Source organism: Rothia koreensis (assembly GCF_004136575.1).
Taxonomy (GTDB): Bacteria; Actinomycetota; Actinomycetes; order Actinomycetales; family Micrococcaceae; genus Rothia; species Rothia koreensis.
In genome coordinates, this window is the sequence record NZ_NOIQ01000001.1 from 264,597 (window position 1) to 277,996 (window position 13,400).

General features: G+C 64.6%; 10 protein-coding genes. 8 read left to right on the forward strand and 2 right to left on the reverse strand.

Annotated elements, in window-relative coordinates; all coding sequences use genetic code 11:
- Positions 1 to 105: 105 nt before the first annotated feature.
- The 8 genes from EWU68_RS01290 to EWU68_RS01325 all read left to right on the forward strand — a co-directional run bounded on the left by EWU68_RS01290 (position 106) and on the right by EWU68_RS01325 (position 10,455).
- Positions 106 to 1,032, forward strand: a complete 927-nt coding sequence (locus EWU68_RS01290) for an ABC transporter permease (protein WP_129314065.1) — start codon at positions 106 to 108, stop codon at positions 1,030 to 1,032.
- On the forward strand, positions 1,025 to 2,101 hold the full coding sequence (locus tag EWU68_RS01295; RefSeq protein WP_129314066.1) for an ABC transporter permease: 1,077 nt from the start codon (positions 1,025 to 1,027) through the stop codon (positions 2,099 to 2,101). The genes EWU68_RS01290 and EWU68_RS01295 overlap by 8 nt, the downstream gene beginning before the upstream one ends.
- A gap of 3 nt (positions 2,102 to 2,104) precedes the next feature.
- Entirely contained in the window at positions 2,105 to 3,793 is a 1,689-nt protein-coding gene (locus EWU68_RS01300) for a dipeptide ABC transporter ATP-binding protein (RefSeq protein ID WP_129314067.1), read from the forward strand.
- A 196-nt stretch (positions 3,794 to 3,989) separates the two neighbouring features.
- A complete protein-coding gene (typA, locus tag EWU68_RS01305; RefSeq protein WP_129314068.1) occupies positions 3,990 to 5,906 on the forward strand; it encodes a translational GTPase TypA in 1,917 nt (638 codons plus the stop codon).
- A gap of 30 nt (positions 5,907 to 5,936) precedes the next feature.
- Positions 5,937 to 7,223 (forward strand): PIG-L family deacetylase, encoded by a 1,287-nt coding sequence (locus EWU68_RS01310; RefSeq protein ID WP_129314069.1) that lies wholly within the window; start codon positions 5,937 to 5,939, stop codon positions 7,221 to 7,223.
- A gap of 182 nt (positions 7,224 to 7,405) precedes the next feature.
- Positions 7,406 to 7,729: a ferredoxin gene (gene fdxA, locus EWU68_RS01315; protein ID WP_129314070.1), complete on the forward strand. Its 324-nt coding sequence runs from the start codon at positions 7,406 to 7,408 to the stop codon at positions 7,727 to 7,729.
- Positions 7,730 to 7,740: 11 nt separating this feature from the next.
- Positions 7,741 to 8,874 carry a succinyldiaminopimelate transaminase gene (gene dapC, locus EWU68_RS01320; protein ID WP_129314071.1) on the forward strand — a complete coding sequence of 378 codons (1,134 nt, stop codon included), beginning with the start codon at positions 7,741 to 7,743 and terminating at the stop codon, positions 8,872 to 8,874.
- Positions 8,875 to 9,171: 297 nt separating this feature from the next.
- Entirely contained in the window at positions 9,172 to 10,455 is a 1,284-nt protein-coding gene (locus tag EWU68_RS01325) for a citrate synthase (protein WP_129314072.1), read from the forward strand.
- A gap of 923 nt (positions 10,456 to 11,378) precedes the next feature.
- On the opposite strand, the gene galE is transcribed toward EWU68_RS01325, so the two are convergent.
- Together galE and dapD are read right to left on the reverse strand one after the other, a co-directional pair.
- A complete protein-coding gene (gene galE, locus EWU68_RS01330) occupies positions 11,379 to 12,395 on the reverse strand; it encodes a UDP-glucose 4-epimerase GalE (RefSeq protein ID WP_129314073.1) in 1,017 nt (338 codons plus the stop codon).
- A gap of 23 nt (positions 12,396 to 12,418) precedes the next feature.
- Entirely contained in the window at positions 12,419 to 13,375 is a 957-nt protein-coding gene (dapD, locus tag EWU68_RS01335; protein ID WP_129314074.1) for a 2,3,4,5-tetrahydropyridine-2,6-dicarboxylate N-succinyltransferase, read from the reverse strand.
- Between the last annotated feature and the right edge of the window lie 25 nt (positions 13,376 to 13,400).

Consider the following 13,400-nt stretch of genomic DNA (forward strand, 5'->3'; position numbering starts at 1 on the left):
CGGCCCTCCATCTCCTCTTCCCCTCAGAGGCAGATATCTATGACAACCAATGCAACCACCGGACGGCCACGTGCCGTCGTGACAGAGCAGGGGACGATCTGACCCATGCTGTGGTACCTCTTCAAACGAATCCTCCAACTCATTCCCGTATTCCTGGGGGCCACCCTCCTGGTGTACTTCCTCGTCTTCATGCTTCCCGGAGACCCCCTCGCGGCTCTCTGCGGCGAGAAGGGCTGCACGCCCGGCGTCGCGGCGGCGCTGACCGAGAAATACCATCTCGACGATCCGTTCCTGGTCCAATACGTGAACTACCTGGGCGGCCTCTTCACCGGTGACCTGGGAGTCAACTTCTCCGGTCGAGAAATCGGATCGATCCTCGAAAACGCCTTCCCCGTGACCGCGCGACTGGCCATCGAGGCCCTCGTCTTCGAGGGAATTTTCGGTGTGATCTTCGGCCTCTACGCCGGGCTCAAAAGGGGCAAGCTCTTCGACTCGACCGTTCTGGTCATTTCCCTCATCGTCATCGCCATCCCGATCTTCGTTCTGGCCTTCATGCTCCAGTTCTTCGTGGGCGTGCGGCTCGGCCTCGCGAAACCCACGGTCTCCGGAACGGCCGGATGGGGAGAACTGATTCTGCCCGCAGTGGTGCTCGGCCTGGTGTCCTTCGCGTACGTCCTGCGCCTGACCAGAACGTCGGTCGCGGAGAACGCGAACGCGGACTACGTGCGTACCGCGACGGCCAAGGGCCTGACGCGCGGACGAGTGATCCGCGTGCACATTCTCCGCAATTCCATGATCCCGGTCGCGACGTTCCTCGGCGCGGACCTCGGGGCGCTGATGGGCGGCGCCGTGGTCACGGAAGGCATCTTCAACGTGCCCGGAATCGGCTCACAGCTCTACAAGGCCCTGACCCTGGGCGATGCGCCGACCGTGGTCTCCATCGTGTCGATCATGGTCCTGATCTTCTGCGTGGCCAACCTCCTGGTTGATTTGCTCTACGCCTGGCTCGATCCGAGGATCCGCTATGCATAAATACGAAAACACTGACACCACGCCCTCCCCGAACGAGGGCATCACGGAACCGACGCGCGAGCGGCTCCAGCCCGAGGCCGCCGAACACGCCGTCGCGGGAAACCAGAAGGACCTCCCCGGTTCCGCGCTCGCCGTCGAACACTACATCGCCGATATCGACGAGACCCCCGTAGCCGCGACGGATTCGACCGTTGCGGACGAAGCGCCTCTCAGCCTCTGGCGGGATGCCTGGCGGCAGTTGAGGACCAAACCGACGTTCATCATCTCGGTGATACTGATCGTCCTGGCGGTCGCCATCGCGTTCTTCCCGCAATTGTTCTGGAGCGAGGATCCCTCAAGCGCCGAGTGCCTTCTTCAGAACTCCAACGGCAAGGCGTCCTCGGGCCACATCATGGGGTTCACGGCCCAAGGGTGCGACGTGTTCTCGCGCGTCATCGCCGGAACCAGGGCGTCGCTGACCGTGGGGCTCTTCGCGACGCTCGGCGTCGTCGTCATCGGTGGAATCATCGGAGCGATCGCCGGGTATTTCGGTGGCTGGGTCGACGCCGTCCTGGCCCGCCTGGGCGACATCTTCTTCGCCCTGCCCCTCATCCTCGGCGCGCTGGTCATCATGCAGCTCCCGGCATTCCGGGAGAACCGCGGTGTGTGGACGCTCGTCGCCATCCTGGTGCTGCTGGGGTGGCCCCAGGTCGCACGCATTATGCGTGGCGCCGTGGTCGAGGTCCGCAACGCGGACTACGTGACGAGCGCCCGATCCCTGGGGGTCTCCTCCTTCAACGTTCTGCTGAGGCACATCATCCCCAACGCGATGGCCCCGGTCATCGTGATCGCGACCATCTCCCTGGGCACGTTCATCGTCGCGGAGTCGACGCTGTCCTACCTGGGCATCGGTCTGCCCCCGGACGTCATGAGCTGGGGAAATGACATCTCCGACGGCAAGGACGCCTTCCGTTCCAACCCGATGCCCGTGTTCTGGCCAGGCCTGGCCCTGTCCCTGACGGTTCTGAGCTTCATCATGCTGGGCGATGCCCTGCGCGATGCACTCGACCCCAAGTCCCGGAAGAAGTGACCCATGACCGAACAAACATCACACCCGCTCCTGGACATCAAGAACCTCGGAATCACGTTTTCCACCAGCACGGGCGACGTCGAAGCCGTCAAGGAATCGAGCTTCTCGGTGATGCCCGGTGAAACCGTGGCGATCGTCGGGGAATCCGGTTCGGGCAAATCGACCTCGGCCCTGGCCGCCATCGGGCTTCTGCCCAGCAACGGCAGGATCTCCGGCGGGCAGATTTTCTTCGACGGCAAGGACATCACCCACATCGACGAATCCGAGAAGGTCAAACTGCGCGGCAACCAGATCGGCATGGTTCCGCAGGATCCCATGTCCAACCTGAACCCCGTGTGGAAGATCGGATTCCAGGTCAAGGAGACCCTGAAGGCCAACGGTCTTCCGTCGTCGGACAAGGACGTCAGCCGCGTCCTCGAACAGGCCGGACTTCCGGACGCCGACCGTCGCGCACGCCAGTACCCGCACGAATTCTCCGGCGGGATGCGGCAGCGTGCCCTGATCGCGATCGGGCTGTCCTGCCAGCCGCGCCTGCTCATCGCCGACGAGCCGACGTCCGCGCTGGACGTGACGGTGCAACGGACGATTCTCGACCACCTGGAGGGGATGACCCAGGATCTGGGGACGGCGGTTCTGCTGATCACGCACGATCTCGGGCTGGCCGCGGAGCGCGCACGCAAGGTCGTGGTCATGTACAAGGGCCGGGTCGTCGAGGCGGGACCGGCACTGGACCTGTTGCGGAACCCTCAGCATCCCTACACCAAGAAGCTCGTGGATTCGGCGCCGTCGCTGGCCTCCCGCCGCATCCAGGTGGCCAGGGAGACGGGGCAGGAGACCGACGAACTGCTCGCCGAGCGGCCGAAGACAGAGATCCAGGCGTCGCTGCAACACGATTTCGTCCAGATCGAGAACTTGTCGAAGGTGTTCAAACTCAGAGGAGCCTGGGGCAAGTCCGAACAGTTCACCGCGGTCGACGACGTCTCGTTCACGATCCCGCGCGGGACGACGACGGCCGTGGTCGGCGAATCCGGTTCCGGCAAGTCCACCATCGCGCGAATGCTCTTGGGTCTCGAATCGATCACTCGGGGCCGCATTTCCTTCGACGGCAGGGATATCGCCGGGCTCAAGGGCCGGGAGATGTTCACGTTCAGGCGACGCGTACAACCGATTTTCCAAGACCCCTATGGCTCGCTGGATCCGATGTACAACATCTTCCGGACGATCGAAGAGCCCATGCGTGTCCACAAAGTCGGTTCCAAGGCGGAGCGCGAGAAGAAGGTCAAGAGCCTGCTCGACCAGGTGCAGCTCCCGCAATCGATGATGGCTCGCTACCCCAATGAACTCTCGGGGGGACAGCGTCAGCGTGTTGCGATCGCGCGTGCCCTGGCGTTGAACCCTGACTTGGTGGTTTGCGACGAAGCCGTCTCGGCCCTGGACGTCCTTGTGCAGGCGCAGATCCTGAACCTTCTGGCCGAGCTCCAATCCGAACTGGGCCTTACCTACCTGTTCATCACCCACGATCTGGCGGTCGTCCGCCAGATCGCGGATCGGGTGTGCGTCATGGAGAAGGGCAAGATGGTCGAGACCGGGTCCACCGATGCGGTGTTCGAGGACCCACAGACCGAATACACCCAGAAGCTGTTGGCGGCCATCCCGGGTGCGGGGCTCATGATCCCGCCCGAAGCCGCCTGACACCAGGAACGCACCGGAGCCCGAGGCCCGGGCACCCGCCACCACAGGCCGGGGCCCGGGCCTCGGCGTTTGACGATGCGGCTATGATGGACATTGGCCCAAGAGGTCGCGCTAGATCGCGCCTGAAAATTATGCCGACGCTGTGGCATCCCATGACGTCACCCCAGCCACTGACCAGCAAAGCGAGCCTTATCGTATGACTGAAACTTCCAGCACCGCTACGCGCACCGACATCCGCAATGTCGCGATCGTGGCCCACGTTGACCACGGCAAGACCACCATCGTGGACGCCATGCTCAAGCAGACCCACGCATTCTCTGACCACGCGGATGTCGAAGATCGCGTGATGGACTCCGGTGATCTGGAACGCGAGAAGGGCATCACGATTCTCGCGAAGAACACCACCGTGGAGTACTCGGGCGAGCATTCGAAGGGCGAGACGGTCACAATCAACGTGATCGACACCCCGGGCCACGCCGACTTCGGTGGCGAGGTTGAGCGCGGGCTGTCGATGGTCGACGGCGTCGTGCTCCTCGTCGACGCGTCGGAGGGTCCGTTGCCGCAGACGCGCTTCGTGCTCCGCAAGGCACTCGCGGCGAAGCTTCCGGTCATCCTGGTCGTGAACAAGGTCGACCGTCCGGACGCCCGCATCGAGGAAGTCGTCTCCGAGACCATGGACCTGCTCCTGGGCTTGGCCTCCGATCTTGCGGACGAGGTCCCCGACCTGGATCTCGACGCCGTCCTCGACGTCCCCGTGGTCTACGCTTCCGGCAAGGCCGGCCGTGCCTCGACCGATCAGCCCGCCGATGGCGAGATTCCGGACAATGAGGACCTCGAACCCCTGTTCAAGACGATCATGGAACACGTCCCGGCTCCGACGTACAACCCTGACGGCGTCCTGCAGGCCCACGTGACCAACCTGGACTCCTCGCCCTTCCTCGGGCGTCTGGCTCTGCTGCGCGTTTTCAACGGAACCCTCAGGAAGGGACAGACCGTTGCCTGGGCGCGTCAGGACGGCCAGCTCAAGAACGTCCGCATCTCGGAGCTGCTCAAGACCAAGGCCCTCGACCGTGTGCCGGCCGAAGAAGCAGGTCCCGGCGACATCGTCGCGGTTGCCGGCATCGAGGACATCACCATCGGTGAGACCTTGACCGACGCCGAGAACCCGGATCCGCTGCCTCTGATCACGGTCGACGAGCCCGCCATCTCGATGACCATCGGAATCAATACCTCGCCGATGGCGGGTCGAGTGAAAGGCGCCAAGGTCACCGCGCGCCAGGTCAAGGACCGCCTCGACAAGGAGCTCATCGGCAACGTGTCGATTCGCATCCTCCCGACGCAGCGTCCCGACGCCTGGGAAGTCCAGGGCCGTGGCGAGCTCGCACTGGCCATCCTGGTCGAGCAGATGCGTCGTGAAGGCTTCGAACTGACCGCGGGCAAGCCGCAGGTCGTCACCAAGATCGTCGACGGCAAGGTCCACGAGCCCATCGAATACATGACGATCGATGTTCCGGACGAATACATGGGCGCAGTCACCCAGCTCATGGCGGCCCGCAAGGGGCGCATGGAAACCATGACCAACAACGGCACCGGCTGGGTCCGCATGGAATTCCGAGTTCCGGCGCGCGGCCTGATCGGTTTCCGTACGCAGTTCCTGACCGAAACCCGGGGCGCGGGCATCTCGAACTCGTACGCGGACGGTTTCGAACCGTGGGCGGGCGACATCGAGTACCGCACGAACGGCTCGTTGATCGCGGACCGCGCGGGCGTGGTGACCCCCTACGCGATGATGAACCTGCAGGAACGCGGCACGTTCTTCGTCGAGCCGACCTCCGAGGTGTACGAAGGCATGATCGTGGGCGAGAACTCACGCGCCGACGACATGGAGGTCAACATTACGAAGGAGAAGAAGCTGACCAACATGCGTTCGGCCAGCGCGGAGAGCTTCGAGAACCTGACCCCTCCGCGGAAGCTCACGCTGGAGGAATGCCTCGAATTCGCCCGCGAGGACGAATGCGTCGAGATCACGCCCGAGGCGATCCGCATCCGCAAGGTCATCCTCGACGCCCACGAGCGTGTGCGCGCGTTCCGAGCACGCAACCGCGCCAACTAGATCGAGGTACCGGACAGCACGCCTTCACCGATGACAACTCCCTCAACGCACGGTTCCCACCCCGAGCCGTTCTACCCCGAACAGGCCGAGTACACCGCGCCGGACGCACTGGCCTCGCTCCTGCCCGAGTCCCTGGACCCGCGGCACGCGACGATGCTTTTCATCCACGCGCACCCGGATGACGAATCCACGTCGACGGGCGCGACGATGAGCCATTACGCCCGGGCAGGGGCCGCGGTGGACTTGCTCACGATGTCGCGCGGCGAGATGGGGGAGGTCATCGGTGAACGGCATGCCGACCTGGATGTCCGAAAGCGTTCGGACGATGATTCCGGGGACGCCCTGGGGGCCCTCCGCGAAACCGAGTTGGAAGCGGCGTGCCGCGAACTCGGTGTTCGCAACCACTGGTTCGCCGAACGGCGTCGCAGCCCCGGATACTTCCGGGATTCAGGTATGTCCTGGGGGAAGCACGGGAGGGCGACGTCGGCCACGAACGCGGCGTCGGACTGCCTGACGCGGGCGCCGTTGAAGGAATCCGCGGCAGCCATTGCCCGGGTGATCGAAAAGGTCCGGCCCGACGTCGTCGTGAGTTACGACGTCGACGGCGGGTACGGTCACCCCGACCACCGGCGGACCCACGAGGCGACCATGAAGGCCCTCGGGATGCTCTCCCGCAAGGCGCAGCCATTGCTGGTCTGGGGCGTCGAGGGAGAAGCCGACCCGGACGACGACCGCCGGCAAGCGGTCGTCGAAGGCGATGCGGCCACCAAGAAAACCGCGATGGCCGCCCACGAGACCCAGGTCGAAGTGGGCGACGGCATGACCTTCCACTACTCGAACAACGTCGAGCAGAACATCAGTGCGGCCGAGTCCTACCGGCTCCTCGCCGAATCGATCGACGTGTCCCAGGAAGATCCCGAGGATCTGGCCGCAGGGCCGGTCAATTCGGTGATCGCGGGTGCCGGTGTGGGACTGGTGGTCGGATTCATCGGCACCATGTTCCACGCCTCGATCAGCTACTTCTCCGGCTGGTACCTGCCCTGGGGCCTCGGCCTGGCGTTGTTGCTGGTCCTGAGCGGGACCCTCTGGATCTCCCACTACACCCGTCGGACGTGGGCCACGGTCCTGCCCGGACTCTTCGCTTTCATCGAGATCGGGTTCTTCGTCTACGCCCGCTCCGACTCGTTGCTGGTGATTCCGAATCCGAAGGTCCCGATCGGGCAGGTCGGGATCGCCTGGATACTGGGGATCCTGGTCATGACCATGATCGGGCAGTGGATTTCCAACAGGACGATCCTGAAGTCCCGAAATGCTTAATCTTCGTCAAGACTTCATGGATCTTAACCGCCGGGCTCCCGGTCAGTGATACCCCATACAGTGGAGTCAACCGGGTAGGACGTCGCGTCGAGCCCGACTAGACTGATGGTTCAACAGACGTGCCGCGGAGCAACGAACCGAACCGCGACGACCGGCGAACCCGGTACCGATGAGAGGTTTGAATGACATACGTAATCGCCCAGCCCTGCGTCGACGTGAAAGATCGCGCCTGCGTCGAGGAATGCCCCGTGGACTGCATCTACGAAGGCGAGCGGTCACTGTACATCCACCCGGACGAATGCGTGGACTGCGGTGCCTGCGAACCCGTGTGCCCGGTCGAGGCGATCTACTACGAGGATGACGTCCCCGAAGAGTGGGAAACCTACACCTCGGTCAATGCGGATTTCTTCGATGACCTGGGATCCCCGGGCGGAGCCGCCCGAACCGGCGCCCTCGACTACGATCACCAGTACATCGCGGACCTTCCGCCCCAGAACCAGGAGTAGGACCGCGACCCATGCCCGATTTCGGCCTCAGCCTGCCTGATTACCCGTGGAACGCTCTGGCGCCGTATCGCGAACGTGCTGCCGCGCACCCGGACGGAACCGTGGATCTGTCGATCGGTACGCCGGTCGATCCGACTCCCGATATCGTCCGCCGCGCCCTGGCGGATGCCGCTGACGCCCCCGGGTACCCGACCACGCAGGGCACCGCGGAAGTTCGCCAGGCCATTGCCCAGTGGTACCGGCGTCGCCGTGGTGCGGACAGTGTGGACGAGTCCTCGGTCATGCCCACGGTCGGGTCCAAGGAGTTGGTCGCGTGGTTGCCGTTCCTGCTCGGGCTGGGGGAGGGCGACGTCGTCGTCCGTCCTGTCGTTGCCTACCCGACGTACGACATCGGCGCGACGCTGGCTGGTGCCCGGGCCGTCGCGGCGGACGACCTGTCCGCCCTCGACGCCGAGACCCGGTCCCGGGTCAAGCTCGTGTGGATCAACTCTCCGGGCAACCCGACCGGCAGCGTGCGGGACGCGGAATCGCTGAGCCGGTTCGTGGCAGAGGCACGTGACCTCGGCGCCGTGGTCGCTTCCGACGAATGCTATGCGGAACTGGGATGGGGAGACTGGGACGAAGCCCGCGGTGGCCGTGCCGTGCCGTCCGTCCTGGACACCACGGTCTCGGGCGGCGACCTGACGGGCCTGCTCTCGGTGTACTCCTTGTCCAAGCAGTCCAACCTCGCCGGCTACCGTGCCGCCTTCGTCGCCGGCGACCCGGGGATCATCGCGAACCTCATCAACTCGCGCAAGCACGCGGGCATGATCGTTCCGAGGCCGGTCCAGGACGCGATGACCGTGGCTTTGGGTGATGACGCGCATGTCCGGGAGCAGAAGGACCGGTACCGGCGACGTCGCGAGGCTTTGAAGCCCGCGGTCGAGGACTACGGCATGAGGATCGAGGACTCCGAGGCGGGCCTGTACCTGTGGGGGACCATGGGCGAGGACACCTGGACCAGCGTCGGCCGTTTCGCGGATCTGGGGATCGTGGTCGGGCCGGGCGTCTTCTACGGCGACCACGGGCAGGGACGCATCCGCATTTCCCTCACGGCGACGGACGAGCGGATCGACGCCGCCGTGCGGAGGCTGGCCCGCGGCTGATTCGCCGACGCCGGCATCGACTGCCGGTCCGAGGAATCCGGTGCGCACGGAGACGTTTCGGTGTACCACGGAAAGGCCTCGGACCCGCACGTCAAGCGCCGCGAAATGTCTCTGCATATCATCGGGATGATTCGTGACGGTGTGTCGGCAAAGGGTAGGCTATGCAGAGGAAATCTGTGTCCCCGCCCACGCCCGCGGCCTTCACCGTTGCGGAAGGGGCGGCGATTTTGTGTCGGCCCCAGGAAACCCCTCGAGCCCCAACGGATCGACGGAGGACACACGCAAACGGGAGGAAATATGACCGATAAAGCGACCTTCACTTTTGATGGTACGAGCGTCGACTGCCCCGCCGTCGAACCGACCGACGGGTTCGGAGCTTTCGATATCGCCAAGCTCCGTTCCGAAACCGGCGGATACGTCACCTACGATCCCGGGTTCATGAACACCGCGAATGTCCAGTCGGCCGTCACCTACATCGACGGTGAGGCCGGGATCCTGCGGTACCGCGGGTATCCGATCGAGGACCTCGCGAAGAAGGCGAGCTTCGTCGAGGTTGCCTACCTGCTGATCTACGGCGAATTGCCGACGCAGCAGCAGCTGGATGACTTCGACCACATGATCCGCACGCACACCATGGTCCACGAGGACCTGAAGATCTTCTTCTCCGGTTTCCCGCGCACCGCGCACCCGATGCCGGTCCTGGCTTCTGCCGTATCGGCGTTGTCGACCTTCTACAGCGACTCCCTGGACCCGCACGACGAGCACGAGGTCGAGGTCTCCACGATCCGCCTGCTGTCCAAGGTCCCGACCCTTGCGGCCTACGCCTTCAAGAAGTCCAAGGGCGAGCCGATGCTCTACCCGCAGAACGACCTCAACTACGCCGAGAACTTCCTGCGGTTGTGCTTCGGGGTTCCGGCCGAGGACTACGAGGTGGACCCGGAGATCGCCGAGGCGCTCAATCTCCTCCTGATCCTCCACGCCGACCACGAGCAGAACTGCTCGACCTCCACCGTGCGCCTGGTGGGCTCGTCGGATGCCAACATGTTCGCTTCCGTCTCCGCGGGCATCAATGCCCTGTACGGTCCCAAGCACGGAGGGGCCAACGAGGCCGTCCTGAACATGCTGCGCAGCATCCAGTCCGAGGGCATCAGCCCCGAAGACTTCATGGAGAAGGTCAAGAACAAGGAAGAGGGCGTCCGCCTGATGGGCTTCGGCCACCGGGTGTACAAGAATTACGACCCGCGCGCCCGCATCGTGAAGGCCACCGCCGACAAGATCCTCCGCAAGATGGGTGGCGACGACGAGCTGCTCGATATCGCCATGCGCCTCGAGGACAAGGCCCTGGCGGACGACTACTTCGTGGAGCGCAAGCTCTACCCGAACGTCGACTTCTACACGGGTCTGATCTACAAGGCCATGGGTTTCCCGGAGCAGATGTTCACGGTTCTCTTCGCCATTGGTCGCCTGCCGGGCTGGATCGCACAGTGGCGAGAAATGATGCTGGACCCCTCGACCAAGATTGGTCGGCCGCGTCAGGTCTACACGGGCGAAACGGAGCGCCGTTACCCCGGAGTGGAGTAATCCACGACGCCGTGACGCACATCCGATGATCTCGGGCCGTCGCGTGCGCATCGGGTCGCAGAATGACCCGGTCCGCACACGGCGGCCCGCGGTGCGTTAAACGGGGATTCGTGCTGCGTCGCGCCGCGGGGCGTGAGGCCGGGGAGCGGGGCCGCGAGACCGAGGAGCGCTAGGGCACGAGCCTTGTTGGGTGGCGGTTGCCTGCGGGGTGGGGCCCTGTTGGGTGGCGGTTGCCCGATGGTGAGGCGTTTTCCGTCGGTAGGTGGGGGTTCAGCCCCCTCAAACGGTGGGAAATCTCCACCTCATCGGGTAACTGCCACCCAACGGCTCGCGACAGACCGGTTTTCAACCCCCTCAAACGGTGGGGAACCGCCACCGATTCGGGTAACTGCGACCCAACGGCTCGCCGAGGCGGGGTCCGCCCGCTGGAGCGCTGAGCGGATTGGCAACCATGAACGAGTCCGTCCAGGGTCCGGCGGATGCTAGCTCACGCATGGGTGGCGGTTGCCCGATGGTGAGGCGTTTTCCGTCGGTAGGTGGGGGTTCAACCCCCTCGAACGGTGGGGAACCGCCACCGGATCGGGTAACTGCCACCCAACGGCTCGCGGTAGCCCGGGTTTCAACCCCCTCGAACGGTGGGGAACCGCCACCTCATCGGGTAACTGCCACCCAACCGCTCGCGGCAGACCGGGGTCCAGCCCTTCGAACGGTGGGGAAGTGCCACCGAATCGGGTAACCGCCACCCAACGGCTCGCGGCAGGTCGGGATCCGGCCCCTTCGACGGTGGGGAAGTGCCACCGATTCGGAAGACCGCCACCGAATCGGGTAACCGCCGCCGAACAGCGCCGCCGAGGCGGGATCCACCCCCGGAGTGGCGAGCGGATCGGCCGCCATGAACGAGTCCGTCCGGGGTCCGGTGGATGCTAGCTCGCGTACCCGTTCGGGTTGTTCTCCTGCCAGCGCCAATGATCGGCGCACATCGTGTCGATATCGCGGGTTGCGGACCACCCGAGATCGGCCAGTGCGGAGGAGGGGTCGGCGTAGGACACGGCGACGTCGCCGGGGCGGCGATCCACGATCTCGTACGGGATCTCCTTGCCGGACGCCTTTTCGAACGCGTCACGGACCTCAAGAACCGAGTAGCCATTGCCGGTTCCGAGGTTCCAGGTGTGCAACCCGCCCCGGTCCGAGATGGCGTCCAGGGCTTTGATGTGGCCTTCGGCCAAGTCGACAACGTGGATGTAGTCCCGCACGCCGGTCCCGTCCGGGGTCGGGTAATCGTTGCCGAAGACCTTCAGCTTGTCCCGGCGTCCCACGGCGACCTGCGCGATGAACGGCAACAGGTTGTTGGGGACGCCCGTCGGGTCCTCTCCGATTCGTCCCGAAGCGTGCGCGCCCACGGGGTTGAAGTACCGCAGGAGAGCTACGTTCCATGCATCGTCCGCGTTGGCCAGATCAATCAGCATGTCCTCGATGTGCTCCTTGGTCCGGCCGTAGCAGGACTGGGCATCCATGGGGAGCTTCTCGGTGAGTGGCATCTCTTCGGGGGCGCCGTACACGGTCGCCGACGAAGAGAACACGATCGAACGACAACCGACCGACTCCATGGCCTGAAGCAGGTTGATCGTACCCGCAACGTTCGTGTTGTAGTACCACAGCGGTTTCTCGGCCGATTCACCGACGGCCTTGAGGCCCGCGAAATGGATGACGGCCTCGGGCCGGGTCGAAGCGAAGAGCTCACGCATCGCCGCGGCGTCGAGCAGATCGACTTCGTGGAATTCGATCGCCTTGCCTCCGGCCAATTCACTGACGCGTTCCAAGGACGTACGGGACGAGTTGGCCAGGTTGTCCATGACCACGACCTCGTGCCCCGCTTCCAGCAAGGCGAGGACCGTGTGGCTGCCGATGTATCCGGCACCGCCGGTCACCATGATCTTCATGTTTGATTCCTCAAAGTTGTGATTCAGTTGGCGTGCAGGATCGAGTTGAGCTCCACCGTGCCGGTGGCCCGCGGAATGGCCTCAACGGTTCCGGTCTGGGAATTCCGGCGGTAGAGCAGATTCGACGTTCCGGACAAATCGGCGGCCTTGACCACCGTAGATTCCTGATCGGTGACCACGGTGACCCGCGTTCCGGTCGTCAGGTACAGGCCGGCCTCGACGACGCAGTCGTCGCCCAGCGAGATGCCCACTCCGGCGTTCGCCCCCAGGAGCACGCGCTCTCCGAGACGAACGCGTTCCTTTCCACCACCGGACAGCGTGCCCATGATGGAGGCACCGCCGCCGACGTCGGTATGGTCGCCCACGACGACGCCCTGGCTGATGCGTCCCTCGACCATGGCGTGTCCCAGGGTTCCCGCGTTGTAGTTCACGAAGCCTTCGTGCATCACGGTCGTGCCATCGGCGAGGTGAGCGCCCAGCCGGACACGGTCGGCGTCACCGATGCGGACGCCGCTCGGGACCACGTAATCGACCATGCGGGGGAACTTGTCCACGGAGTGGACGGTCACGTGTCCGCGGGAACGCAGTGCCAGCCGGGCTCGACCGAGGTCCGAGGCCAGGACGGGTCCGAAGTTCGTCCAGGCCACGTTCGCGAGCTTGCCGAAGATGCCCTCGAGGTTGATCGAGTTGGGCTGTACGAGACGGTGGGACAGCGCATGCAGTCGCAGGTAGGCATCGGCCGCGTCGGAGGGGTTCTCCTGCAAGGCCGACGTGGTTTCCACGATGCGCAACTCCACGTTGCGGGCGGCGTCGGAGCCCTGAGCGGCCTCCAGATCCTCCCGCACTGAGGTGTCGGCGGTTTCGGACAGGGAGGGGGTCGGATACCAGACATCCAGGACCTGTCCTTCGTCGGGACCTGAGGCCACGATGGTGGCCAGGCCCAATCCGGCTGCGTATTCGGCGCTCGTACTTGAAGTCATAATGACCAGTCTACGAAAACCGCGC

What these genes read in the sequence shown, in the direction of transcription:
- fdxA (WP_129314070.1), top strand. Translation starts at nt 7,406, where the DNA reads ATGACATACGTAATCGCCCAGCCCTGCGTCGACGTGAAAGATCGCGCC.
- galE (WP_129314073.1), bottom strand. Translation starts at nt 12,395, where the DNA reads ATGAAGATCATGGTGACCGGCGGTGCCGGATACATCGGCAGCCACACG.
- EWU68_RS01295 (WP_129314066.1), top strand. Translation starts at nt 1,025, where the DNA reads ATGCATAAATACGAAAACACTGACACCACGCCCTCCCCGAACGAGGGC.
- EWU68_RS01290 (WP_129314065.1), top strand. Translation starts at nt 106, where the DNA reads ATGCTGTGGTACCTCTTCAAACGAATCCTCCAACTCATTCCCGTATTC.
- dapC (WP_129314071.1), top strand. Translation starts at nt 7,741, where the DNA reads ATGCCCGATTTCGGCCTCAGCCTGCCTGATTACCCGTGGAACGCTCTG.
- EWU68_RS01325 (WP_129314072.1), top strand. Translation starts at nt 9,172, where the DNA reads ATGACCGATAAAGCGACCTTCACTTTTGATGGTACGAGCGTCGACTGC.
- EWU68_RS01300 (WP_129314067.1), top strand. Translation starts at nt 2,105, where the DNA reads ATGACCGAACAAACATCACACCCGCTCCTGGACATCAAGAACCTCGGA.
- EWU68_RS01310 (WP_129314069.1), top strand. Translation starts at nt 5,937, where the DNA reads ATGACAACTCCCTCAACGCACGGTTCCCACCCCGAGCCGTTCTACCCC.
- dapD (WP_129314074.1), bottom strand. Translation starts at nt 13,375, where the DNA reads ATGACTTCAAGTACGAGCGCCGAATACGCAGCCGGATTGGGCCTGGCC.
- typA (WP_129314068.1), top strand. Translation starts at nt 3,990, where the DNA reads ATGACTGAAACTTCCAGCACCGCTACGCGCACCGACATCCGCAATGTC.